Below are 25,303 nucleotides of genomic sequence, written 5' to 3'. Positions count from 1 at the left end.
TGTGACGCTCCTAATCATGAGTTGGCTTACGGCAGTTAAGAGGCATCCAGCCCTGTCCACGTCCCGTCAAGACTCACACCGCAGCAGCGCGACGGGCCTGACTCAGCTTTTGTTCGTTGGGCGCGTCCTGCTCTACCGGCAGGATCAGGTGCTCGGGCACCGCGCCATGCCACTTCTTCGCGCAGACGTAGTACAACGCCGCGGGCACCACCAGGCCGATGATCCAGGAGATATCGGTATCGCCAAGACTCGCCACCAGGGGGCCGGTATAGAAGTGGGTGGAGATGAACGGCATCTGGATCAGCACGCCGAACACATAAATGGAGATGCCCATGGCATTCCAGCGCCCGTAGCGGCCGTCCGGGTTGGACAGGGCCGGGATGTCATAGCGCTCTTTGGTGATGCAATAGAAGTCCACCAGGTTGATCGCGCTCCAGGGCGTGAAGAACGCCAGCAGGAACAGGATGAAGGCGGAGAAGTCCTTGAGGAACGAGTCCTTGCCCAGCAGTGCCAGCGCCGCGGCGATCGACACCATGAGGAAGATGTAGAGCAGGCGCACGCCACTGCCGATATGCCGGCTGCCGCGGAAGCCGCTGATGATGGTGGCGATCGACATGAAGCTGCCGTAGGCGTTCAGGGTGGTCACCGTGACCTTGCCGAAGGCCACCGCAAAATACAGCAGGCCGGCGACGATCCCGGTACCACCGAGGCTGACGATGAACGACACCTCATGATGGGCGAACTGGGAACCGGCCAGCGCCGCGGCAAACACCCCGAAGACCATTGAGGCCTGGGCGCCGATCACCGAACCCAGGCCAACCGCCCAGAAGGTTTTTGCCGCCGAAGTGCTGCGCGGCAGATAACGCGAGTAATCGGCCACATAGGGGCCAAAGGCAATCTGCCAAGAGGCCGACAGCGACACCGCCAACAGGAAGCTGGCCAGTGAGAAATGCTTGTTGCCGAGCAAGGCCGCGATATCGTTGCCTGCCAGCAGCTTGTAGAACAGATAGATGAAAGCCACCACGCCAAGCACGCTGGCGATGCGACCGATACCGTGGATCACCCGGTAGCCAAAAATGGTGAAGACCATGATCGAGCCGGCGAACAGCACAATGCCGACCCAGTCCTCGACGTGCAGCAATTGCGCCACCGCCTGCCCGGCCAGCAACGAGCCGCTGGCGGAAAAGCCGACGTACATCAGGCACACCAGCACCAGAGGAATCACCGCGCCATACACACCGAACTGCACGCGGCTGGAGATCATCTGCGGCAGCCCCAGTTGCGGCCCTTGCGCCGCATGCAGCGCCATCACCCCGCCGCCCAGCAGTTGCCCGATCAACAGACCGATCAACGACCAGAACACATCACCGCCCAACACCACCGCCAGAGCGCCGGTGACGATAGCCGTGATCTGCAGGTTGGCACCCAGCCACAGGGTGAACTGGCTCAATAGACGACCGTGTCTTTCCGCTTCCGGGATGTAGTCGATCGAACGCCTTTCGATCAACGGCTTGTTGCTTGCACGATCATTCGATGAAGCCATGGACGTCAAACCTCTAATGGGCACTGCAGACGATTTCCACTGTAGGAGCGTGCTTGCTCGCGAGGCGGTGTAGCTGATGCACCGCGGTGCTTGCTTCGCCAGCAAGCTGGCTCCGACAGGGAGGGGTGGTTATTTGCCGGTGATCATCGGCAGATTCAGGCCCTGTTCCTTGGCGCAATCGATAGCGATCTGGTAGCCGGCATCGGCATGCCGCATGACCCCGGTGGCCGGATCGTTGTGCAGCACCCGGGCAATCCGCTCGGCTGCTTCATCGGTACCGTCGCAGACGATGACCATCCCCGAATGCTGGGAGAAGCCCATGCCAACGCCACCGCCATGGTGCAGGGAAACCCAGGTCGCGCCACTGGCGGTGTTCAACAGGGCGTTGAGCAGCGGCCAGTCGGACACGGCGTCGGAACCGTCCTGCATGGATTCGGTTTCACGGTTCGGGCTGGCTACGGAGCCGGAGTCCAGGTGATCACGACCAATGACGATCGGCGCCGACAACTCGCCGCTGCGCACCATCTCGTTGAACGCCAGACCCAGCTTGGCGCGCTGGCCCAGGCCGACCCAGCAGATCCGCGCCGGCAGACCCTGGAAGCTGATGCGCTCACGCGCCATGTCCAGCCAGTTGTGCAGGTGGGCGTCGTCGGGGATCAGTTCCTTGACCTTGGCGTCGGTCTTGTAGATGTCCTGAGGATCACCGGACAGCGCCGCCCAACGGAACGGGCCGATGCCGCGGCAGAACAGCGGACGGATATAGGCCGGGACGAAACCTGGGAAGTCGAAAGCGTTTTCCACGCCCTCTTCCTGGGCCATCTGGCGGATGTTGTTGCCATAGTCGAAGGTCGGAACGCCCATTTTCTGGAAGGCCAACATGGCTTTGACGTGCTCGGCCATGGACTGCTTGGCGGCCTTGATCACGGCAGCAGGCTCGGTCTTGGCGCGGTCGCGATACTGTTCCCAGGTCCAGCCTTTGGGCAGGTAGCCGTTGAGCGGATCGTGGGCGCTGGTCTGGTCGGTGACCATGTCCGGACGCACACCACGGCGTACCAGTTCCGGAAGGATTTCAGCGGCGTTGCCGCACAGGGCGATGGAGATCGCGCGGCCTTCGGCGGTGTACTTCTTGATCCGCGCCAGGGCGTCGTCCAGGTCAGTGGCCTGCTCGTCGACGTAGCGCGTCTTGAGGCGGAAGTCGATGCTGATCTGCTGGCACTCGATGTTCAGCGAGCAAGCCCCGGCCAGGGTCGCGGCCAGCGGTTGTGCGCCGCCCATGCCGCCGAGGCCGGCGGTCAGGACCCAGCGGCCCTTGAGGTTGGAATCATAGTGCTGGCGACCGGCTTCAACGAAGGTTTCGTAGGTGCCCTGGACGATGCCCTGGCTACCGATATAGATCCAGCTGCCGGCGGTCATCTGGCCGTACATGGCCAGGCCCTTGGCGTCCAGCTCATTGAAGTGCTCCCAACTGGCCCAGTGCGGCACCAGGTTGGAGTTGGCGATCAGGACCCGTGGCGCGTTGCTGTGGGTCTTGAACACGCCCACCGGCTTACCGGATTGCACCAGCAGGGTCTCGTCGTCATTCAGCTGAGTCAGGGCTTCGACGATCTTGTCGTAGCACTCCCAGTTGCGCGCGGCGCGACCAATGCCGCCGTAGACCACCAGTTCCTTGGGGTTCTCGGCAACTTCCGGGTCGAGGTTGTTCATCAGCATGCGCAGCGGCGCTTCGGTCAGCCAGCTCTTGGCGGTCAGCTTGTTGCCGCGTGCGGCGCGAATTTCGACATTGCGGAATTTGGTGGGTTTGCTGTCAGTCACGGAAAAACTCCTCGGCGATGAGTCCAAGGTGCGAAGAGGATTCCATCGACTCTTACGCACACATATTTACTTGTACATACAAGCATATGCAATCAAGCGGCCAACTCGCTTGAGACGTAACTGAAAAACCTTGGGAGAAAAGCGCAGGCCTTGCTGGACAAGGCTTTCAACAGGGCGAGAATTTTCTAGAAGAGATTTTTGGCCGCAACGAAGCTGTTACCAAAACTCGGTTTTGCGCTGTGCTGGGGCGTTCGGTAACAAACTGGTGCGCGAGAGAAACAGCAACTGCAGGGAAATGTGCGCCCGTTCTGCACGACAGGTGCGGATTGGGGTTCTGGCGCAGCGAGGGAGCGAATAGAAGAGAGAAGCCGGCAGCAGGCGCAGGCCGTATCCCGGCCTGCACCCACCCACAATGATCAGATGGCGGTGAGCTCGATGACGCAGCAGCGTCCATCGGTGGCGATTTCCACAACCCCGGCATTGTCATCCAGGCGCAGGCAGTCATAACGCCCCAATGCCTGCACCGGAGTGCTACCCGTGTCCACCCAGGCCTGTTCGGCAGCACTGAACACCAGCACGGTGTGTGCCTGGGTGAAGAAACGTTGCTGACCATCGAACCACTGCAAGCGAGCGACGTAACGCTCAGGGCAGTAGATCAGGTTGAAATCGCGGATCGCCCCCTCCAGCAGGGTGCAATTCACCTGGCTGGCACCGCTGAAGGCAAAGGGGTCCAGGGGCAGCAAGGGCCGTACCTCTTCGCCATCGACCGTCAGTTGCATGCCCGCACCCTGCAGCACGGTGATGATCCGCTGATAACCGGCAAAGCTGGAAAAGCCGCCGGATTCGCCGATATCGGCAATCGACAGGCGCCAGCCAAACCCTTCCAGGCCAGTGCCGGCATCACGAGTGATTTCTTCGGTGCTGCCGCCGCCGTTTTTCCACGGCATGCGCGGGTAGTCGGCGGCGCGTAACAAAGTGGACTGGATCATTTATGAAAGCGCCCTTCCAGACGATGACGGGAACCGGGGTGGATCAAGCGGGCGGCGGTCACCGGCTGGCGCCCGGACCAGGTGCGACGCCGAATCAACAGGCACGGCTCGCCACGCTCGATCTGCAGCAGCTCGCACTCTTCAGGCTCGGCGAGAATCGCCTCCACCACATGCTCGCCCTCGGTCAATGGGGCGACCTGGGACAGATAGGCGTAGGGGGTTTGCAGGGTGAAGTCCTGCTTGAGGTACTCCGGCGCCACCAGGGCGTTGACGAAGCGATCCTCGATCTGCACCGGGATGTCGTTCTCGAAATGCACGATCAGCGAGTGGAAAACCCTCTGGCCTTCGCGCATGTCCAGGGCCAGGGCGCGCTCGGAACCGGCAGCCTCTTCGCCCAGGGTGACGACCTGGCAGGTGTGGCGATGACCGCGAGAGGCGATCTCGTCGGCAATGTTATGCACTTCGAACAAGGCCGACTGGCTCTTGGGTTCGGCGACGAAGGTCCCCACGCCCTGCATGCGCACCAGCATGCCCTCAGCGGTCATTTCCCGCAGCGCGCGGTTGATGGTCATGCGGCTGAAGCCCAGCTGATTGACCAGCTCGCTTTCCGAGGGAACGCGGTAATGCGGCGGCCAGTTTCCGCTCTCGATCTGCTGGGTGATCATCTGTTTGACGCGGGCATACAAGGGCGCCGGACTATCGCCCAGATGGGCAGCCAGCGGCGATTTGGCAGGCGGAGTCGGCACGGGAAATCCTTGTTGAGCAAAAAAGGTGACTAGCTTGCCGGAGTTTACCGAGCAGGCAAACGTCTGTATATGTATATACAAATAACACACGATGGGGTGCTTGAACCATGTCCGCCTTCTTCGCCGAACGCGCGCTGCTGCCTAACGGATGGGCCAACGATGTACGTCTTGAAGTCAGCGCCGACGGCCTGCTGACTCACATCCAGGCCAACGCCAGTGCGGAAGGTGCAGAGCGGCTCAAGGGCCCGCTGCTACCCGGCATGCCCAACCTGCACTCCCACGCTTTCCAGCGAGCCATGGCCGGGCTGGCGGAAGTGGCCGGCAATCCCAACGACAGCTTCTGGACCTGGCGCGACCTGATGTACCGCCTGGTGGGCAAGATCAGCCCTGAACAATTGGAGATCATCGCCCGCCAGCTGTACATCGAAATGCTCAAGGCCGGCTACACCTCGGTGGCGGAATTCCACTACGTGCATCACGACACCGACGGCCAACCCTACGCCGACCCTGCCGAGCTGTCCCGACGCATCAGCCAGGCCGCCGCCGGCACCGGTATCGGACTGACCTTGCTGCCCGTGCTGTACAGCCATTCGGGATTCGGCGGCCAGGCCCCCAATGACGGCCAACGCCGCTTTATCAACAGCACGGAAAACTACCTCCAGCTGCAACAGCGCTTGCAGCCTCTGCTGGCGCAACAGGCCAACCAGCAACTGGGCCTGTGCTTTCACTCGTTGCGCGCGGTCACGCCACAGCAGATCAGCGAAGTCCTGGCCGCCAGTGACCGCCAGTGCCCGGTGCACATCCACATTGCCGAACAGCAGAAGGAAGTCGACGACTGCCTGACCTGGAGCGGACTTCGCCCACTGCAATGGTTGTATGAAAACGTCGAGGTGGATCAACGCTGGTGCCTGGTCCACGCCACTCACGCCAATCCGCAAGAAGTCAGCCTCATGGCCGAAAGCCGGGCCATTGCCGGCCTGTGCCTGACCACCGAGGCCAACCTGGGCGACGGCATCTTCCCGGCGGTGGAGTTCCTCGCCCAAGGCGGACGCCTGGGCATCGGCTCTGACAGCCATGTGTCTTTGAGCGTGGTGGAAGAACTGCGCTGGCTGGAGTACGGCCAACGCCTGCGGGACCAGCGTCGCAACCGTCTGTACCGCGCGGACCAGCCCATGGTCGGCCGCACTTTGTACGATGCCGCGCTCGATGGCGGTGCCCAGGCGCTGGGGCAACCCATAGGTACATTGGCCGTGGGCAAGCGTGCCGACTGGCTGGTACTGGATGGCAACGACCCTTACCTGGCCACGGCGGATGGCGACGGGATTCTCAACCGCTGGCTGTTTGCCGGCGGCGACCGCCAGGTACGGGATGTGATGGTGGGTGGCCAATGGGTCGTGCGTGACGGCCGTCACGCCGCCGAAGAAGACAGTAACCAGGCCTTCACCCAGGTCCTGCGCGACCTGCTCAACTGACCCATAGGCATAGGAGCCGGCTTGCCGGCGAAAGCGTCCATGAGAGCGCCTTCGCCGGCAAGCCGGCTCCTACAGGTCTATTTCGAGGTCTGGGCCATGGCCGAGTCCGACACCCGCCAGATCAACCGCGTGGTGTCATAACCCTGCTGACGCGCCTTGCTCAGCAACTCTTCACGCACCGTCTCGTTGACCTCCGGCGTGCGCGACAGCAACCACAGGTAACGGCGGTTCGGATTGCCGACAATGGCGGTCTTGTAGTCATCGCTGACATACAACACCCAATAGTCGCCCTTGGTTGCCCCCGGCAGCAGTCGCGAGAACCAGTTATCGAACTCGACCCAGAGCTTGTCGGTCTTGCCCGGTACCTGAGGCGTTGCCGTGCCACGAGCCTCCTCCCACTTCCACTCCGGAGTCAGGCAGCGGTTGAGCACCGCCACGGTGCCATCCGGCAGCAAGGTATAGCGGGCCTCGGATTGCGCGCAGTTACGCTGGAAATACATCGGCAACCGCGCCAACTCGTACCAGGTCCCCTGATAGCGCTTGAGATCGACGTGGTTGATAGTCTTGGGCGCCAGCGAATCGTCCCGGGACGTGGCGCAGCCGGCCAAGAGCAGGCCGACCAGAAGAGTGAAAACAAAACGCATCATTATTTTTCTCCCGCGGGCCCGAAGCCCCGGTTTTTACTTCAGGCCTTGCCCGGAAAACATCAGAACCTTGTCACCGGCATACTGCACGCTGATAAAGCTGTTCTTGTCACCCCAGGTGCAACTGGACATGCCCAGCGCGCCCGAACAGTCAGTCGGCTTGCCCAGGAGTTGTTCAACCTCGGCCTTGGGCATGCCCGCCGAGAGCTTGGAATAGTTTTCCTGATTGACCTTGCTGCACGCAGCCAGCAGCACGCAGAACGACAACAGAGCGAGAGAACGCAGGGACATGGTGAACTCCTGGACGAAAGGGGGAAGGCCTGTCAGCCAACCAGAAGCTTAGAAGAGAAAAGCCCCTTCTGGTTCCCCACAGAGCCGGGTATTTCTTGCCCGGCTCTGTGGGCATTTTCCCGGTAAATCAAACACCTTTTCGCCTTGCCCTGCTGTTCGTCGGTTTTTCTCCACGAGGCCTCATCTTCAGTAATGGCCAGTCGACATAACTGCAGCGTAAAGCCCTCCACTGTGGCAAATTGACGCCCCTCGTTGACCAGCCCATCGCGGTAGTTCACTTAATGACCAGCAATATGAAATTCAGCCACAAGATCCTGCTTGCCGCCGCCCTTGTGGTGGCCGTCGCGTTCGCCTGTTTTATTCTGTTCAATGACTACCGACAGCGTGAGGCCCTGCGCAGCAGCACCGAGTCCACCATGCAGGAACTGGGTAGCCTGACCACCAGCAATATCCAGACCTGGCTGGAAAGCCGCATCCAGCTCCTGCAATCTTTGGCCCAGCAGATCGCCGTGGACGGCAACGGCGCCGACAGCCTGAAACGCAGCGTCGGCCTGCCCGCCTACACCAGCAACTTCCAGCTCAGCTACTTCGGTGGCCAGGACGGCGTGATGTTCTCGGTACCGGCCGGCAACCGCGCCGCCGACTACGACCCCCGCGCCCGGGGCTGGTACAAGGCGGCCAACAGCGCCCAACAAACCATAGTCACCGAACCCTATATCGCCGCCTCGTCCGGCAAGCTGGTGATCACCGTCGCCACTCCGGTGCAACATCAGAACCAGATGATCGGCGTGGCCGGTGCCGATATCGATCTGTCGAGCATCAGCGCCATCATCAATTCACTGAACTTCGGCGGCCATGGCCAGGCTTTCATCGTCAGCGCCGACGGCAAGATCCTCATCCATCCCGACAGCAAGCTGGTACTCAAGAGCCTCGCCGAGGCCTATCCCACTGGCGCGCCGAGCATCAGCCCCGGTCTGAAAGAAGTGCAACTGAACGGCAAGACCCAGTTCATCTCCTTCACCCACGTCAACGGCGTGCCCTCGGCCGACTGGTACGTGGCTCTGGTCCTGGACAAGGACACCGCCTTCGCCGTGCTCAGCGAATTTCGCACCTCGGCGATCATCGCCATGCTGATCGCGGTGGTGATCATCATCAGCCTGCTGGGCATGCTGATCCGCATACTGATGCAGCCGCTGCATCTGATGGGCCGAGCCATGCACGACATCGCCGAAGGCGAGGGCGACCTGACCAAGCGTCTGGTAATCCACGGCCACGACGAGTTCGGCACCCTGGGTATGTCGTTCAACCGTTTCGTCGAGCGGATCCACAGCTCGATCCGCGAAGTCTCCTCGGCCACCGGCCAGGTCAACGAAGTGGCCCTGCGGGTGGTCGCCGCCTCCAACTCGTCGATGTTCAACTCCGACCAGCAAGCCTCCCGCACCAGCAGCGTGGCCGCCGCCATCAACCAGTTGGGCGCCGCTGCCCAGGAAATCGCCCAGAACGCCGCCCTGGCTTCGCAACACTCCAGCGATGCCCGCAGCCTGGCGGAAGACGGCCAGCAGGTGGTGGACAAGACCATCGCCGCCATGCAGCAGCTGTCGGCGAAGATCAGCAGCTCCTGCGACAACATCGAGACCCTCAACAGCAACACGGTGAACATCGGGCAGATCCTCGAAGTCATCACCAGCATTTCTCAGCAGACCAACCTGCTGGCCCTCAACGCCGCCATCGAAGCGGCACGGGCCGGGGAAGCCGGTCGCGGTTTCGCGGTGGTGGCGGACGAGGTGCGCAACCTCGCCCACCGCACCCAGGACTCGGCGCAGCAAGTGCAGAAGATGATCGAGGAGCTGCAAGTGGGCGCCCGTGAAGCGGTGGGCACCATGACCGAGAGCCAGCGCGAGAGCGAAAGCAGCGTCGGCATCGCCAACCAGGCCGGCGAACGCCTGGGCAGTGTGACCCAGCGTATCGGCGAGATCGACGGCATGAACCAGTCGGTGGCCACCGCCACCGAAGAGCAGACCGCCGTGGTGGAGTCGATCAACGTCGACATCACCGAGATCAACACCCTCAATCAGGAAGGGGTGGAAAACCTGCAAGCCACCCTGCGCGCCTGCGCCGACCTGGAACAACAGGCCAAACGCCTGCAGCATCTGGTGGGCAGCTTCCGTATCTAAGGAACAGCTTCGCCGGCAAGCCGGCTCCTACCGCAATTGCGTAGGAGCCGAGTTGCCGGCGAAAGCGATCTTAAAAACGCGAACCGGGCTCGCGCAGGAAAGCCAGCTCTTGGGCAGTGGACTCACGGCCGAGGATGGCGTTGCGATGGGGAAAGCGCCCGAAGCGGGCAATAACTTTCTGGTGCCGTTCGGCGTAGTCCAGATGATCGGCGAACACCGGACGATCTTCCTCCGGCTGTGCGTCATGCAGGGCAGCAAAACGTGAAACCCCTTCGTTCTGCACCGCCAGGTGCTCGCAATGCTCGAACACCAGGTAGATGAAGCTGCGCTGCATGGCCGGTAATTGCCGGTCGAGGTCCGCGGCAATGCCCTGGGCCACCAGTGCCTGGGCACGGGTATCGCCGGAGAACGCCTTGGGAGTATCGCGATAGATCATGCGTGGCAGTTGATCGAGCAACAGCACCAGGGCCAGCCAACCTTGGGGACTTTGCGCCCACCCGGTCAATCCGCCGGCCAGTGCCTGCTCCACCAGGGCCCCGAAGCGCTCACGCGCCTCAAGGTCCTGACTGTCACGCTTGCCGAACCACAGCAGGCCCTTTTCCGCCACGATGTCCGCCGGTTTGTCGGCTGAACCGAACCACCAATCGAGCAAGGGCTGCCAGGGCGCGGCCATGTTTTATTCCTTGTGGTACGCGGTGACGCGAGCCACTTCTTCCTTCGAACCCAGGAACACTGCCACACGCTGGTGCAGGCCTTCAGGCTGAATGTCGAGAATGCGCTTGTGGCCATCGGTGGACGCGCCGCCGGCCTGTTCCACCAGAAACGACATCGGGTTGGCTTCGTACATCAGGCGCAGCTTGCCCGGCTTCTCCGGTTCGCGGCTGTCACGTGGGTACATGAACAGGCCGCCACGGGTCAGGATACGGTGCACGTCGGCCACCATGGCCGCGACCCAGCGCATGTTGTAGTTCTTTTTCAGTGGACCGGTATCACCGGCCAGCAGCTCATCAACGTAGCGCTTGACCGGGGCTTCCCAGTGACGCTCGTTGGACATGTTGATGGCGAATTCCTGGGTGGATTCCGGGATCTTGATGTCTTCGTGAGTCAGCACGAAGCTGCCCATTTCACGGTCCAGGGTGAAGCCTTTGACGCCGTCGCCCAGGGTCAGCACCAGCATGGTCTGTGGGCCGTAGATGGCGTAACCGGCAGCGACCTGCTGGGTGCCCGGCTGCAGGAAGGCCTTTTCGTTCAGGGCTTCGTTCTGGCTCAGGTATTCGTTAGGGCAGCGCAGTACCGAGAAGATGGTGCCAACCGGTGCGTTGATGTCGATGTTGGACGAACCGTCCAGTGGGTCGAACACCAGCAGGTAGGCGCCTTTCGGGTATTTGCCCGGGATCTGGTAGGCATTGTCCATTTCCTCGGACGCCATGCCGGCCAGGTGACCGCCCCATTCGTTGGCTTCGAGGAGGATCTCGTTGGAGATCACGTCGAGCTTCTTCTGCACTTCGCCCTGCACGTTTTCCGTGCCCATGCTGCCCAGAACACCACCCAGGGCGCCTTTGGACACTGCGTGGCTGATCTCCTTGCAAGCACGCGCCACCACTTCGATCAGGAAGCGCAGATCGGCAGGAGTGTTGTTGCTGCGGGTCTGCTCAATCAAATAGCGACTCAGGGTAACGCGGGACATGGAAGGCTCCGGAGGAATGGGGGGCTAAAAACCCGCGCAGTTTAACGCGAGTCGGGGCGCATTTCCTCCTCTCAGACAGGGAACCGGCAGATAGAGTTCAGGCGCCCGCTTCAGCGTAGCCACAAAACCGCAGGCAGGATGGGCGTCCGTGGCGAGAGAGCTTGCTCCCTCGCCACAAGCGCCCGCCTCAGGCCGCGGGTTTGCGCAACATGCTGAAGGCCATGCCGCCCAGGGCCAGCACCCCCAAGAGCAATACCGCCCACAGGCCGATTTTCTTCCAGTCCGGCCCGCTGGCCGCCACGGCAGCAGCAGGAGCGGCAGTGGCCGAGGCCAGTTGCGCCGCGCCCTCGACCTTGGCCTGGCCCAATTGCTTGAGGCGTTGCGGGCTGTAGTCGGGGATCAGGGTCGCCAGCGGCAGGTTGGCCGCACTCGCAGTGGGGTTGCCCAGGGCCAGAGTGTAAGGCCCGGCACCCCGGGCCAGGAATACCAGTTGGGTGCCGCGCACGGCGAACTCCAGGCTCGGGGCCTCGGCGCCCAGGCCGCCGCCGCGCTCGTCCACCACCAGCTTGAGTTGCTGCACAGTCTGCCCCGGCAATTGCAGTTCGTTCTGTTGCACGTCCTGGCCGTTCTGGGTCAGGCGGTACAGCAGACCATTGCCCAGGGGCTGCCACGGCAGGCTGCTTTCACGGCGCCCATACAGCGTGGCCGGGGCCAGGCTGTTGGCCTGGGTGAGGGCAATCCGTACCCGTTCCAGGTTCAGGCCCATGGGCAACTGCCAGGTGTACTCGCCGGCCTTGCCACTGCTGCCTCCCAGGGGCTGCGACCACACCAGCGGCGATGGCAGGCTGCTGGTAGTGCTGCTCTGCAACTGGGCCGAGGTCAGCACCGGCGCCGCTTGCGGGGTGTTCCACAACAGGCGCAGGTAGCGCGCCGCCTGCCCGGGCAAGGCCACTTCATGCTGCTCGACCCGCTCGTCGGCGAACGACAGGCGCGCCACCTGGCCTTCGCCCCAGGGCTGCCAGTGCTGCAAGTCGTCACTGGCCTCGATGCTGAACCGCTGGAAGCCGTCGCGCTCGCTGTTCCAGTCCAGCACCAATTGCTGCAACGGTGCCTTGATCGCGCTGGCATCCAGCAACCAGCCGCGCAGGACTTCCTCCCCGGCCTCCATCTGCGTGGAAGGCTGGACCTCCACCAAGGTGCCATTGGTGGTGGACTGCACCCGCACGCTGGGGATGCTGTCGGCGGCGTCCGCCGAGTTGTACAGCGGGAACCACTTCACATCACTGAGCTTGCGCTGCTCGGTGGTCTGCGCCTGCTGGCGCGCCAGGGCATAGGCCTGGGGCTCGCCGGCGGCGTTGAATACACGGATGTCCCGCAGGTCGGTCTGGCTGGCGTGCAGCTGCACCGCCAACGGCAACTCCAGGCGATACCAGGGGCCTTCGCCGCTCAGGCTCAGGGGCGCAAGAGACCTGAAATCCCCCGGTTTGTCCTGGGCCGCGGCGGACAGCGCCACACACAGGCCAACAGCCCCCAACCAGCCCAGGCTCAGCTTCGCACTCACGATGACACTCCTTCATTCAACGGTTTGCCGGGCTCGGCTTCAGCCTCGGCGCGCTTGGGCGGCAATGGGGCGAAATAGCCCACCACCAGCAGCAATACTCCCACCCCGATGAACGAGACGATCCGCGCCAGCCCGCCACGGTTGCTCAATTCCACCAGGAACAGCTTGGCCACCACCACGGCGATCAGCACCGCACCAATCAGCCACACTTCGCGGCGATGGCGCAGATGGCCGCCGATCATCAGGCTCAGGGCAATCAGGGTCCAGACGATGGACAGCCCGGCCTGGACCATCATCGACTCAAGCAAGGCATCCGCCTGGAACGGCACACCGCTCCAATGGTGGGCGGCCCGCATCACCAGCACGGTAAAGAAGGCGAACAGCGACAGCCCCGCCACCAGTTGCGTGGCGCGCTCGGCGTAATCGGCGCGGATCGCCAGCTCCTGCACTGCACTGCGAGACCACACATAAACCCCGAACAAGGCAAACAGCAGCCCCAGCTCCAGGGGATTGAGCAATGGCAGATAAGGCAGCGGCTCGGCCCGGCCATCGCTGAAGGTATTGGCCAGCCAGAACCAGCCCAGCATCAATACCGCCAGAGGCAGCGCGGCATACAGGCGGTACTCCCGGGAATGCGCGGCAACCGGCCACGGCCAATGGCGCGGCGCAGCCATGGCCACCAGATACAGGCTCGGCAGGATCGCCCAACCCAACCAGCGCCAAGCGTTGTACTGCTCGGACAACAGCAGCAGGCCATAACGCAGCTCCAGGGCCAGCACGCCGATCAGCAGCCAGCAACCCAGCACATGGGCAATGCTCAGGATCCGCGTCGGCAGCCATGCCGCCAGGCGCCGCAAACTGAAGAAGTGCACGGCGAACAGCAGGGCCCAGGCCAACCAGCCCAGATCCGCCGCCGGGTGATAACGCGGCGCCCAAGCCGCCAGCAGCACCAGTGCCCCCGCCGGTATCAGCAGGCTGCACACCAGCCCCAGGGACTTCCACTGCAGTCGCACCGCCAGCAGCGCGCAGAGCAGCACACTGGCCGCGGTGATCAGCAGCAACAGGCTCGCCTGCCAATGGGCCGGGGCGAAGCGCAGTACTTCCTTGAGCCAGGTAAAGGCCCACCAGCACGCGCCCCAGGCCAGCAACAGATCGGACAGGTGGCCCAGGCTCAAGGCATCGAAAGCCGAACCGTGATTGCCCCGCTGCAGACGCCAGGCGCCCACCAGGGCCGCCAGGGCCAGCACCATCGGCGTCCAGAAGTCGCCATTGGCCAGGGGCCGTGCAGCGTCCGCCGCCACGAAATACCAGTCCGAACCGGCCAGCAGGAAGGTGCTGCCGCCAATCACCTGGAGCACCAGGCCGAAGACAAAACTGGCCCGCTGCTGCAAGTACAGGCTGAGCCAGATGATCAGCAGGCCACTGGCAGCCCAGACACCACTGGCCGTGCTCCACGGCAGAACGAACAGCACCGCCAGGTTGATCATCATCAACCCGGCCAGCAGCACCAGGGACAGGCCTCGCAGCAACCGCGGATCACTGCGCACCATGTGATTACGGGCGGCCAGGAGCATGCCGCCGATCAGCGCCAGGCCGATCAGCGAAGCGCTCATCAGGCCGCTCCAGCCGGCGCTGAACACTGCACCGGCATCGCCGTCCGCGCCTTGCAGGCGCATCAGGAACAGTGCACCGCCCAACAGCTGCACGGCGAAGGCGGTGAACAGGAAGGTCCGTGATTGCAGACGCAGGCCGACAAACAGCGTTGCCAGCCCGGCCAGTGCCCAACTGATGGCCGTGCCCTGGGTGAACAGGAACAGCGGCGCCAGCAGGTACAGGAAAGCCAGCCCGGCAACCGCCAGGATCGGCGCAATGCCCTGCTCCCAACTCGATACCTGGGTCTTCTGCGCCCGCCGCAACTGGTCGAAGCTGAACAGCAACGCGATACCGAGCAACAGTGCGCCCAACGGCGCACCGTCCAACAGACTGGATTCGCCAGGCCGCAGCTCACTGAGGAAGGCCAGGGCCGAGCCCACCTGCAACAGCAAGGCGAAGGCCCGGGCCAATGGGCGCTGCTGGCGCAGGCCGAGCCAGAAGATCCCCGCGCCCTCCACGGCCCAGGCGGCCGAGGTCCAGCGGGCATCGAGTCCCAGTGGAATGGCCAGACTGGCGAAAATCACCCCCAGGGCCAGGCAGGTTTCACCCAGCAACAGAGCGCGGCCGCCCATCAGCACCCGCGCCAGGACCATGTAGATCAGGCCCAGGGCCAGGGCGCTGAAGGAGGCAGCGAATTCCAGATGCTGGACCAGCGCCAGCTGCAGGCCGAAGCCCACCAGCGGCGGGCCGAAGAGCATGCTGCCGTCGACGTAGTCGCCCTGGCGCGCGGACCAGTGCAGCAGCGCCTGACGATCGGCGCCCACCGGAGCATCGGTCATTTCCAGCAGTTTGCGCCGGGTGAACAGCAGGCCGATGGCCAGGTACATGAGGAAGAACAAGATCAGGAACGGCTCGGTGCTCCACAGCAGCTCCGGAGTATAGGAACGCAGGCCCCAGGCGAAACCGATGCCGAAGGTGCCGACAAAGCCGATCAGGTTGAGCAGGCGCCAGGCCTTGAACCAGGCAATGGCGAGGATACCGGCGTTGAGCAAGGCGAAGTAGCTGAACAGCGCCACATGGCTGCCGGCGCCAGTGGACGTCAGGATCGGCGCGGCAAAACCGCCCAGGGCGGCGGCCGCCGCCAGGGCCAGGGCATCCTGGGTAATGGCCAGGATCGCCGAAAACACGGTCACGGCCACCAGCAGGCCCAAGGCCGCGGAAGGGTCGAGCAACGGATGCAGGCGCATGGCTGCAAACACCGTCAGGTAGAGCACGGCGATGCCGGTGCCCTGCAGCATCAGCGCGTAGTTGCTGTTGCGTCGCCGCAGCCACCAACCCAGTCCCAGCAGCCCCAGGGAGCTGGCCGCCACCCCGGCATAACGCAGTTCGATGGGCACCACCATGCCTTCGGTGGCGTAGCGCAGGAGGAAGGCCAGGCCGAGGAACAGCAGCACCACACCGACCCGCAGCACGGTGTTGCCACCAAACAGCCAGGTGCGCGCACCGCTGATGGCGCGCTCGATCAGGTTCGGTTGCAGATCCACAGGGGCCGCAGGCTGCTGCGGCTCCCGGGACGTCGCCTGGGGCGCGGGTTGCCAGACCGAATCCGGCACCGGCTGGCTGGCTTCCATTGCCGCGACAGGGCGCACCGCAGCGGGCAACTCCCAGACCAGCTCGGGGGCCACCGGCACCGGCTCCACAGGCTGGACTTCATCCAGAATGAATTCAGGCAGCTCTTCGCGTTCCGACGCGGCGCTCATGCTTGCGCTGGCCTCGGCAAGCGGGGCACTCGGGGGAGCTGACGCGGGTTCGGCAGCGGAGCCACCGTTGCTTTCCAGCAGGGCCAGACGCTGGCCCAGCGTGGCCAAGGCCTTTTTCGCCTGTTCCAGCTCGCGGTGCTGGTCGACAACTTGTCGCTGCAGGGCGCCGAAACGAATGGCCAGGCCGACGGCCAGGCCCAGCAGCGCACCTATCAGGGCATCGCTGATGGACTCATCAACGATCCACCCCAGCACCATCCCCAACAGCATGAACATCCATTGCATGTGTCGATATCCCTAAGCGGTCCACTAAAGGACAGGTACAGCTGTGTTGACGCTTTCGCCGGCAAACTGGCTCCTACGGAGATTGTAGGTGCCGGTTTGCCGGCGAAGGCCGGTCCCCGATTGGAAGCTGAGCGCGGCTCAAAAGACACCATCCGGGAGATAAAATCGCCGCTCAGTATATCGACCCGGCCCAATAAACGTTGGGCCTTGTGCACAGTTCAAGCATTTTCCCGAACGCCTCACTCCAGCGCCTTCCAGATCTGCGTGGCGTATTCACGGATGGTCCGGTCCGAAGAAAACCAGCCCATGCGCGCCGTGTTGAGCACCGCAGAGCGCCACCACTCCTTGGAGTCGTGCCAACGCTCCTCGACTCGGGCCTGGGCACTCCAGTAAGCATCGAAATCGGCACAGACCAGGAACCGGTCGTAGTCGATCAGGGAATCGATCAGCCCGATGTAGCGCGACGGATCATCTGGAGAGAACACCCCGCCACGAATCGCCTGCAGCACATCGTTGAGCCGATGGGAGGCAGCGATATCCGGCACCGCGCTGAATTCGCCATTGCGCTTGCGCGCCTCAACCTGCTGGGCGCTGAGGCCAAAAATGAACATGTGTTCGGCGCCCACCTGCTCGCACATTTCGACGTTGGCGCCATCCAGGGTGCCGATGGTCAGGGCGCCGTTGAGGCCGAACTTCATGTTGCTGGTGCCCGAAGCCTCGAAGCCGGCGGTGGAGATCTGCTCCGACAGGTCGGCGGCGGGAATGATGCTTTCCGCCAGGCTGACGTTGTAGTTGGGCAGGAACACCACTTTGAGCAGGCCGCGCACTGTCGGGTCGTTGTTCACCGTACGGGCGATGTCGTTGGTCAGTTTGATGATCAGCTTGGCCTGGTGATAACTGGCGGCTGCCTTGCCGGCAAAGATCTTCACCCGGGGCACCCAGTCGGTTTCCGGCTCGGCGCGGATCGCCTGGTACAGCGCCACGGTATGCAGCAGGTTGAGCAATTGGCGCTTGTACTCGTGAATGCGCTTGACCTGCACATCGAACATCGCCGCCGGGTTGACCGCGATTCCCAGACGCTCATGGATGATTGCCGCCAGGGCGCGCTTGCTGTGCAGCCGCTGTTCGGCGAACTGCTTGCGAAAGGCCGCTTTCTCGGCAAAGGGCTCAAGACCCAGTAGCAGTTCCTCGGGATTGTCCAGCAGTTCGGGGCCCAGGGCGTCCACCAGCATTTCGGTCAGTTGCGGGTTGGCCTGGTATAGCCAGCGGCGGAAAGTGATGCCGTTGGTCTTGTTGTTGATCCGCTCGGGGTACAGCTTGTGCAGCTCGGAGAACACCGTGCTGCGCATCAACTGGGTGTGCAGTCCGGAGACGCCATTGACGCTGTGGGAGCCGAGAAATGCCAGGTTGCCCATGCGCACCCGGCGACCGTTGTCTTCCTCGATCAGCGACACCGCCCGCAGTACGTCGAAATCATGCAGGCCCTTGGCCCGCAAGGAGTCGATGTGCTGGGCGTTGATCAAATAGATGATCTGCATGTGCCGTGGCAGCATGCGTTCCATCAGGCCCACCGGCCAGGTTTCCAGGGCCTCGGGCAACAGGGTGTGGTTGGTGTAGGACAGGGTTTCCACGGTGATCTGCCACGCCGCGTCCCAGGCGATGCCGTGCAGGTCCACCAATTGGCGCATCAGCTCGGCCACAGCGATCGACGGGTGGGTGTCATTGAGCTGGATGGCCGCGTGCTCGCCGAGGCTGAGCACCGAGTCGTGCATGTTCTTGTGGCGCCGCAGCAAATCCTGCAACGACGCCGAGACGAAGAAATACTCCTGGCGCAGGCGCAGCTCCTGGCCCGCCTCGGTGCTGTCGGCCGGGTACAGCACCCGGGAGATGCTCTCGGCCCGGGCCACTTCTGCCACGGCGCCCAGGTGGTCTCCGGCGTTGAAACGCTCCAGGTGCAAATCCTCCATGGCCCGGGCTCGCCACAGACGCAGGGTGTTGACACTGGCCCCACGCCAGCCCACCACCGGGGTGTCGTAGGCCACTGCCCGTACGGTTTCCGCCGGCCACCAGACCTGGCGAGTGTTGCCCGCCTCGTCGGTCACAGTGTCGACGCTGCCGCCAAAGCCGATGGAGTAGATCACCTCGGGGCGCTCGAACTCCCAGGGGTTGCCGAAATCCAGCCAGTGTTCGGTCTGCTCCTGCTGCCAGCCGTCGACAATCGCCTGGCGGAACAGACCGTGCTCGTAACGGATACCGTAGCCGTGACCGGCGAGGCCCAGAGTCGACATGCTCTCCATGAAACACGCCGCCAGGCGACCCAGGCCGCCGTTGCCCAGGGCCGCATCGGGCTCCAGCAAGCGGATGCGCTCCAGGTCCACCCCCAGATCGGTGAGGGCCTCACGGGCCACGTCCAGCAGGCCAAGATTGCTCAGGCTATCGAACAGCAAGCGGCCGATCAGGAACTCCAGGGACAGGTAGTACACCCGCTTCTGCCCCTTGCGATACATCTGTCGCGTGTGATCCATCCAGTGGTCGACCATATGGTCCCGCGCAGCCAGGGCAATGGCCTCGAACCAGTCGTGGTCGAAGGCGTGATCCGGGTCTTTGCCTACCGCGTAGGTGAGTTTGGTCAAGACGGCTTCGCGAAAGGCGGCCACCTCAGCGTCGCGAACAAGGGATTCCTGAGTCATCGATACGACCTCTGACGAGATACACAGTGAGCATGGAATGGTCTGAGCCTAGTCGGTCTGACACGGAGCGAAGGCTCTGGTTCGGCGCTGTTTCAAATGGCTCGGCTCAAGAGGGAGTCTTCTGCGCCTGCGGGGAAAAAGATGCAGATGCCGTGCCGCCAGGGACTAATCGCCAAGCACGAAAGAAAAATCCGACCTAAAGTCGTTCAAAAATCCACCAGTCCCGGTATGATCGCGCGCCCTGGAACATGCCGGAACCACCACCTTGATGAAGTCCAACCTGATCGCCGCCGCGGAAATCGACCGTCTCGATACCTGGGCCAAATACACCGCGCCCATGTGCGGTTCCTGCATGTCCAGCTGCTGCACCCTGCCGGTGGAAGTGAAGATCAAGGACCTGATCCGCATTGGCATCGTCGACGAATTCGAGCGCGGCGAACCGGCGAAGAACATCGCCAAGCGCCTGCAGAAAGAAGGCATCGTCGAGCGCTACAACCAGAAGTCGGAAATCTTCACCCTGCAGCGCATGAGCAACAACGACTGCCTGTATCTGGATCGTAAAAGCCGCCTGTGCACCATTTATGACAAGCGCCCGGACACCTGCCGCAACCACCCGAAGATCGGTCCACGTCCGGGCTACTGTGCCTACAAGCCCAAGCCCCAGGAGCGCCCGACCAATACCAGCAGTCGGACCCTGGAACGCTTCTGAGCCCGATCGGCTAGCGGGAGCCCTCCCCGCGCACAAAAAACCGGCACAAAAAAAACGCCCCCGACCGCAAGGCCGGGGGCGTTTTCATTCAGCCGGAACTAAAGACTCAGTTCTTGGCTTTCTTGGCAGCGCGGGTACGCTCGCTTTCGTCCAGGATCTTCTTGCGAAGACGGATGGACTTAGGCGTCACTTCGCACAGCTCGTCGTCCTGGATGAATTCCAGAGCCTGTTCCAGGGTGAAGCGAACAGGTGGAACCAGGGCGATGGTTTCGTCCTTGCCCGAAGCACGCATGTTGTCGAGCTTCTTGCCTTTGGTTGGGTTCACACCCAGGTCGTTGTCACGGCTATTCAGACCAACGATCTGACCGTTGTAGATTTCCTGACCGTGTTCAACGAACAGCTTGCCACGCGCCTGCAGGGTTTCCAGGGAGTAGGTCAGCGCCTTGCCGGTTTCAACCGAAACCAGAACGCCGTTCTGACGGCCGGACATGTCGCCGGACTTCATCACGTCGTAACGATCGAAGATCGAGGTCAGGATGCCAGCACCGTTGGTCAGGGTCAGGAACTGGTTACGGAAACCGATCAGACCGCGAGCAGGGATGTTGTATTCCAGACGTACACGGCCCTTGCCATCCGGCACCATGTTGGTCAGGTCGCCCTTACGCAGGCCCATCTCTTCCATCACCTTGCCCTGGGATTCTTCCGGCAGGTCGATGGTGACGTTTTCGAACGGTTCGTGCTTCACGCCGTCAACCAGACGGATGATCACTTCTGGACGGCCTACAGCCATTTCGAAGCCTTCGCGACGCATGGTTTCGATCAGTACCGAGAGGTGCAGCTCACCACGGCCGGAAACCTTGAACTTGTCGGCCGAGTCGCCTTCTTCAACGCGCAGAGCAACGTTGTACAGCAGCTCTTTGTCCAGACGTTCCTTGATGTTACGGGACGTCACGAACTTGCCTTCTTTACCGCAGAATGGCGAGTCGTTGACCTGGAAGGTCATGGAAACGGTTGGCTCGTCAACGGTCAGAGGCTTCATCGCCTCGACGGTGTCCGGGTGGCACAGGGTGTCGGAGATGAACAGCGAGTCCATACCGCTGATGCACACGATGTCGCCTGCAGCCGCTTCTTCAACGTCCACACGGTGCAGACCGTGGTGACCCATCAGCTTGAGGATACGACCGTTACGCTTCTTGCCAGTGGCGTCGATAGCCACGACTGGAGTGTTCGGCTTGACCCGACCACGAGCGATACGACCAACGCCGATCACACCCAGGAAGCTGTTGTAGTCCAGTGCGGAGATCTGCATCTGGAACGGACCGTCACGGTCAACAGCCGGCGCAGGTACGTTGTCGACGATCGACTGGTACAGCGGGGTCATGTCTTCAGCCATTTCGGTGTGGTCCAGACCGGCAATGCCGTTCAGGGCCGAGGCGTAGACGACTTTGAAGTCCAGCTGTTCTTCAGTGGCGCCCAGGTTGTCGAACAGGTCGAAGATCTGGTCCAGAACCCAGTCAGGACGCGCGCCCGGACGGTCAACCTTGTTGATCACCACGATTGGACGCAGGCCGGCTTCGAAAGCCTTCTTGGTCACGAAACGGGTTTGCGGCATAGGGCCGTCTTGAGCGTCGACCAGCAGCAGCACGGAGTCGACCATGGACATTACGCGCTCAACTTCGCCGCCGAAGTCGGCGTGGCCCGGGGTGTCCACGATGTTGATGTGGTAGCCGTTCCAGTTGATGGCGGTGTTTTTCGCCAGGATGGTAATGCCGCGTTCTTTTTCCTGGTCGTTGGAGTCCATCACGCGCTCGTCGTTGAGCTCGTTGCGCTCCAGGGTGCCGGATTGACGCAGGAGTTTGTCTACCAGGGTGGTCTTACCATGGTCAACGTGGGCAATGATGGCGATGTTGCGTAGATTTTCGATCACTTGTGTATCTCGATCAGAGGATTCGGTGTGCTGACAAATGCTGGCAGCGATTAACAATAGATTCAGGCCTGGCCGTTACAGCTGGACGGCGGCGTCGGGGGGCCGGTGACGCAAGCCACAGGCGAACATCCCCGGGCACTTAGCTCGGTCTATAAACGCGCACATTGGCATGTCCCTCACTGAGCAGATGGTGAGCATGCAGGCGACTCATGACGCCTTTGTCGCAATACAGCAGGTACTGGCGCGTAGGGTCCAGTTCCTTGAAGCGGGCGTTCAATGCATAGAACGGCAGCGCTTTTACTTCGACGCCAGGCAGCTGCAGCGGGTCATCTTCCTCGGCATCCGGGTGACGGATGTCGATGACGATCTGACCGGCCAGCGCTTCACTGACTTCTTCAATCTGCAAATCCTGGCCCAACTCGTCGATCACTCGATCGATCGGCACCAGTTTGGCCCGCTCGATCGCACGCTCGAGCACCGCCATATCGAATTCTTTCTCTTCATGCTCGACGCGATGGCGCTTGGCATGGGTCTTGGGGTTCACCGAGATGACCCCGCAGTACTCCGGCATGTGCTTGGCGAAGTCGGCGGTACCGATTTCGACGGCCAGGTCGATGATGTCCTGCTTGTGGCTGGCGATCAGCGGACGCAGTACCAGCTTCTCGGTCACGCAGTCGATTACCGACAGGTTCGGCAGGGTCTGGCTGGACACCTGGGAAATCGCCTCGCCGGTCACCAGCGCGTCGATGTGCAGGCGGTCGGCGATGCTCGACGCGGCACGCAACATCATACGCTTCAAAATGACGCCCATATGACTGTTGTCGACTTTGCCAAGGATTTCCCCGAGCACTTCCTCGAACGGCACGCTGACGAACAGCACCCGCTGGGAGCTGCCGTACTTCTTCCATATATAGTGCGCGACTTCCATCACGCCCAGTTCGTGGGCACGTCCGCCCAGATTGAAGAAGCAGAAATGCCCCATCAGGCCGCGGCGCATGATCTGGTAGGCCGCCACGGTGGAATCGAAACCGCCGGACATCAGCACCAGGGTCTGTTCCAGGGCGCCTAGCGGGTAGCCGCCGATGCCATTGTGCTGGCTGTGGATCACGAACAACCGTTGGTCGCGAATTTCCATCCGCACTTCGATTTCCGGCTCTTTCAGGGAAATGCCGGCGGCGCCGCACTGCCGACGCAGTTGGCTGCCAACGTACTTTTCCACATCCATGGAGCTGAATTCATGCTTGCCGGCGCGCTTGCAGCGCACCGAAAAAATCTTCCCGGGCAAGGCCTCGCCGAAGTGCTGCTTGCACTTGGCAACGATGTCGTCTAAGTCGCCCAGAGGGTACTCGTCGACCTGCAGGAAATGTGCGATGCCGGGCATGCAGCTCAGGCGCTCGGTCAGGTCCTTCAGGGCCTTGGGCTCGCTGAGGGCGGTTTCCAGTTCGAGGTTGTCCCACACACCATTGACCACCACGGCCGGGTCCAGATCGCGGAGCACGGCACGGATGTTCTTGGCCAACTGACGGATGAAACGCGTCCGTACCGGGCGGCTCTTGATGGTGATTTCCGGGAAAACTTTAACGATTAGTTTCATGAAAACAGCGCGCGCTGGGCCAGCCGAAAAAGGGGGGCGCGGATTATAGCGGAAATTGCTCAAGGTTTAACCAGTTAATGTGCAGAAGGTTTTCAATGCACCAAAACGGGTCATTTATCAAAGAAGACGCTACATTGCAGTGCGCCAAATGCCGGCATTACGCCAAATCCGCTGCAGAAAGCGTGATTTTGGGGCAGAAAACCCATCTCGGGGCACTGGCATGCAATTTGCTCCCTTGTGAGGCAGGTTGCCATGGCAGAGTATTCGCGCCGGCATCACCCACATTCTAAGGGCACTCCAACACCAAGCCCGAAGCCACCCCGGAGGACACTATGTCGAAGTCGGTTCAACTCATCAAAGATCATGACGTCAAATGGATTGATCTGCGCTTCACTGACACCAAGGGCACTCAACATCACGTGACCATGCCGGCTCGTGATGCGCTGGATGAAGACTTCTTCGAATCCGGCAAGATGTTCGACGGCTCCTCCATTGCTGGCTGGAAAGGCATCGAAGCCTCCGACATGATCCTGATGCCGGACGACGAAACCGCCGTGCTGGACCCGTTCACCGAAGAACCGACCCTGATTCTGGTCTGCGACATCATCGAACCTTCGAGCATGCAAGGTTACGACCGCGACCCACGCGCCATCGCCAAGCGCGCCGAAGAGCACCTGAAAGCCACCGGCATCGGCGACACCGTATTCGCCGGTCCAGAGCCAGAGTTCTTCATCTTCGACCAAGTGAAATTCAAGTCCGACATCTCCGGCTCGATGTTCAAGATCTACTCCGAACAAGGTTCCTGGATGTCCGACCAGGACATCGAAGGCGGCAACAAGGGCCACCGTCCAGGCGTCAAAGGCGGCTACTTCCCGGTTCCACCGTTCGACCACGACCACGAAATCCGTACCTCCATGTGCAACGCACTGGAAGAAATGGGCCTGACCGTTGAAGTTCACCACCACGAAGTGGCGACTGCCGGCCAGAACGAAATCGGCGTCAAGTTCAACACCCTGGTGAAGAAAGCCGACGAAACCCAGACCCTGAAATACGTCGTGCACAACGTGGCCGACGCCTACGGTCGCACCGCCACTTTCATGCCTAAGCCACTGTACGGCGACAACGGCTCGGGCATGCACGTGCACATGTCCATCTGGAAAGACGGCAAGAACACCTTCGCTGGTGAAGGCTATGCCGGCCTGTCCGATACCGCCCTGTACTTCATCGGCGGCATCATCAAGCACGGTAAGGCTCTGAACGGCTTCACCAACCCGGCAACCAACTCCTACAAGCGTCTGGTTCCAGGCTTCGAAGCCCCGGTCATGCTGGCCTACTCGGCGCGCAACCGCTCCGCTTCGATCCGTATTCCTTACGTGTCGAGCCCTAAAGCCCGCCGTATCGAAGCCCGTTTCCCGGACCCGGCTGCCAACCCGTACCTGGCCTTCGCTGCTCTGCTGATGGCCGGCCTGGACGGTATCCAGAACAAGATTCACCCTGGCGACGCTGCTGACAAAAACCTGTATGACCTGCCGCCTGAAGAGGCCAAAGAGATTCCACAAGTTTGCGGCAGCCTGAAGGAAGCCCTGGAAGAGCTGGACAAAGGTCGTGCGTTCCTGACCAAAGGCGGCGTTTTCAGCGACGACTTCATCGACGCTTACATCGCCCTGAAAAGCGAAGAAGAGATCAAGGTCCGTACCTTCGTACACCCACTGGAATACGAGCTGTACTACAGCTGCTGATCCGCAAGCCGCGTGATCAAGAGGCCTCCTTCGGGAGGCCTTTTTTATGCCCGCGCATTTGCCCTGCCCGGGGTGGTTGCGTGCATC

General features: G+C 62.1%; 18 protein-coding genes and 1 pseudogene. 5 read left to right on the top strand and 14 right to left on the bottom strand.

Annotation, left to right across the window (positions count from 1 at the left end; genetic code table 11):
• Positions 1-73: 73 nt before the first annotated feature.
• The 4 genes from P7C00_RS02520 to hutC form a co-directional block, all read right to left on the bottom strand.
• Complete coding sequence (locus P7C00_RS02520; RefSeq protein WP_404938085.1) at positions 74-1,543, bottom strand: purine-cytosine permease family protein; 1,470 nt, start codon at positions 1,541-1,543, stop codon at positions 74-76.
• Between the two features lie 129 nt (positions 1,544-1,672).
• On the bottom strand, positions 1,673-3,355 hold the full coding sequence (hutU, locus tag P7C00_RS02515) for a urocanate hydratase (RefSeq protein WP_346634435.1): 1,683 nt from the start codon (positions 3,353-3,355) through the stop codon (positions 1,673-1,675).
• A gap of 416 nt (positions 3,356-3,771) precedes the next feature.
• Positions 3,772-4,344, bottom strand: a complete 573-nt coding sequence (locus tag P7C00_RS02510) for a HutD family protein (RefSeq protein ID WP_346634434.1) — start codon at positions 4,342-4,344, stop codon at positions 3,772-3,774.
• A complete protein-coding gene (gene hutC, locus P7C00_RS02505; protein WP_123724121.1) occupies positions 4,341-5,090 on the bottom strand; it encodes a histidine utilization repressor in 750 nt (249 codons plus the stop codon). Before hutC ends, P7C00_RS02510 begins: the two co-directional genes overlap by 4 nt.
• Before the next feature lie 107 nt (positions 5,091-5,197).
• Between hutC and P7C00_RS02500 the strand changes: the two genes are divergently transcribed.
• Entirely contained in the window at positions 5,198-6,562 is a 1,365-nt protein-coding gene (locus P7C00_RS02500) for a formimidoylglutamate deiminase (RefSeq protein WP_346634433.1), read from the top strand.
• 77 nt (positions 6,563-6,639) lie between these two features.
• Here P7C00_RS02500 and P7C00_RS02495 read toward each other — a convergent pair whose 3' ends face one another.
• Genes P7C00_RS02495 through P7C00_RS02485 form a run of 3 tightly spaced genes read right to left on the bottom strand, consistent with a single transcriptional unit; the run spans position 6,640 to position 7,775 of the window.
• A complete protein-coding gene (locus P7C00_RS02495) occupies positions 6,640-7,209 on the bottom strand; it encodes a lipocalin family protein (protein ID WP_346634209.1) in 570 nt (189 codons plus the stop codon).
• Positions 7,210-7,242: 33 nt separating this feature from the next.
• Positions 7,243-7,497, bottom strand: a complete 255-nt coding sequence (locus tag P7C00_RS02490; RefSeq protein ID WP_011058771.1) for a hypothetical protein — start codon at positions 7,495-7,497, stop codon at positions 7,243-7,245.
• Between the two features lie 32 nt (positions 7,498-7,529).
• On the bottom strand, positions 7,530-7,775 hold the full coding sequence (locus P7C00_RS02485; RefSeq protein WP_346634208.1) for a hypothetical protein: 246 nt from the start codon (positions 7,773-7,775) through the stop codon (positions 7,530-7,532).
• Positions 7,776-7,778: 3 nt separating this feature from the next.
• Between P7C00_RS02485 and P7C00_RS02480 the strand changes: the two are divergent.
• Positions 7,779-8,765: pseudogene (locus tag P7C00_RS02480) on the top strand (cache domain-containing protein); the annotation flags it as partial.
• A 27-nt stretch (positions 8,766-8,792) separates the two neighbouring features.
• The gene (locus P7C00_RS02475) at positions 8,793-9,671 is read left to right on the top strand and encodes a methyl-accepting chemotaxis protein (RefSeq protein WP_402890172.1); all 879 of its coding nucleotides are present in this window, start codon (positions 8,793-8,795) and stop codon (positions 9,669-9,671) included.
• A gap of 70 nt (positions 9,672-9,741) precedes the next feature.
• Here the strand turns inward: P7C00_RS02475 and P7C00_RS02470 are convergent, their stop codons facing one another.
• From P7C00_RS02470 to P7C00_RS02450, 5 genes are all read right to left on the bottom strand, one after another.
• On the bottom strand, positions 9,742-10,344 hold the full coding sequence (locus P7C00_RS02470) for a DUF924 family protein (RefSeq protein ID WP_404938084.1): 603 nt from the start codon (positions 10,342-10,344) through the stop codon (positions 9,742-9,744).
• A 3-nt stretch (positions 10,345-10,347) separates the two neighbouring features.
• On the bottom strand, positions 10,348-11,358 hold the full coding sequence (locus P7C00_RS02465) for a class 1 fructose-bisphosphatase (protein ID WP_346634205.1): 1,011 nt from the start codon (positions 11,356-11,358) through the stop codon (positions 10,348-10,350).
• 187 nt (positions 11,359-11,545) lie between these two features.
• Positions 11,546-12,919 (bottom strand): DUF3999 domain-containing protein, encoded by a 1,374-nt coding sequence (locus P7C00_RS02460; RefSeq protein WP_404938083.1) that lies wholly within the window; start codon positions 12,917-12,919, stop codon positions 11,546-11,548.
• Positions 12,916-16,557, bottom strand: a complete 3,642-nt coding sequence (locus P7C00_RS02455; protein WP_404938082.1) for a DUF2339 domain-containing protein — start codon at positions 16,555-16,557, stop codon at positions 12,916-12,918. The genes P7C00_RS02460 and P7C00_RS02455 overlap by 4 nt, the downstream gene beginning before the upstream one ends.
• Positions 16,558-16,796: 239 nt before the next feature.
• Positions 16,797-19,247: a glycogen/starch/alpha-glucan phosphorylase gene (locus tag P7C00_RS02450; protein WP_346634202.1), complete on the bottom strand. Its 2,451-nt coding sequence runs from the start codon at positions 19,245-19,247 to the stop codon at positions 16,797-16,799.
• 265 nt (positions 19,248-19,512) lie between these two features.
• Here P7C00_RS02450 and P7C00_RS02445 point away from each other — a divergent pair, with 265 nt between their 5' ends.
• On the top strand, positions 19,513-19,956 hold the full coding sequence (locus P7C00_RS02445) for a YkgJ family cysteine cluster protein (RefSeq protein WP_170002055.1): 444 nt from the start codon (positions 19,513-19,515) through the stop codon (positions 19,954-19,956).
• Positions 19,957-20,062: 106 nt separating this feature from the next.
• Here P7C00_RS02445 and typA read toward each other — a convergent pair whose 3' ends face one another.
• Both typA and thiI read right to left on the bottom strand, forming a co-directional pair.
• Positions 20,063-21,883: a translational GTPase TypA gene (gene typA / locus P7C00_RS02440; RefSeq protein ID WP_041751915.1), complete on the bottom strand. Its 1,821-nt coding sequence runs from the start codon at positions 21,881-21,883 to the stop codon at positions 20,063-20,065.
• A 139-nt stretch (positions 21,884-22,022) separates the two neighbouring features.
• Entirely contained in the window at positions 22,023-23,477 is a 1,455-nt protein-coding gene (gene thiI / locus P7C00_RS02435; RefSeq protein ID WP_404938081.1) for a tRNA uracil 4-sulfurtransferase ThiI, read from the bottom strand.
• Between the two features lie 332 nt (positions 23,478-23,809).
• Here thiI and glnA point away from each other — a divergent pair, with 332 nt between their 5' ends.
• Positions 23,810-25,216, top strand: a complete 1,407-nt coding sequence (glnA, locus tag P7C00_RS02430) for a glutamate--ammonia ligase (protein WP_016965623.1) — start codon at positions 23,810-23,812, stop codon at positions 25,214-25,216.
• Positions 25,217-25,303 lie beyond the last annotated feature (87 nt).

The sequence above is a fragment of the Pseudomonas sp. JDS08PS003 genome (assembly GCF_045013505.1).
Classification (GTDB): Bacteria; Pseudomonadota; Gammaproteobacteria; order Pseudomonadales; family Pseudomonadaceae; genus Aquipseudomonas; species Aquipseudomonas protegens_B.
The sequence above is the reverse complement of the archived record's forward strand: the minus strand, read 5'-3'. Positions and strand labels throughout refer to the sequence as shown.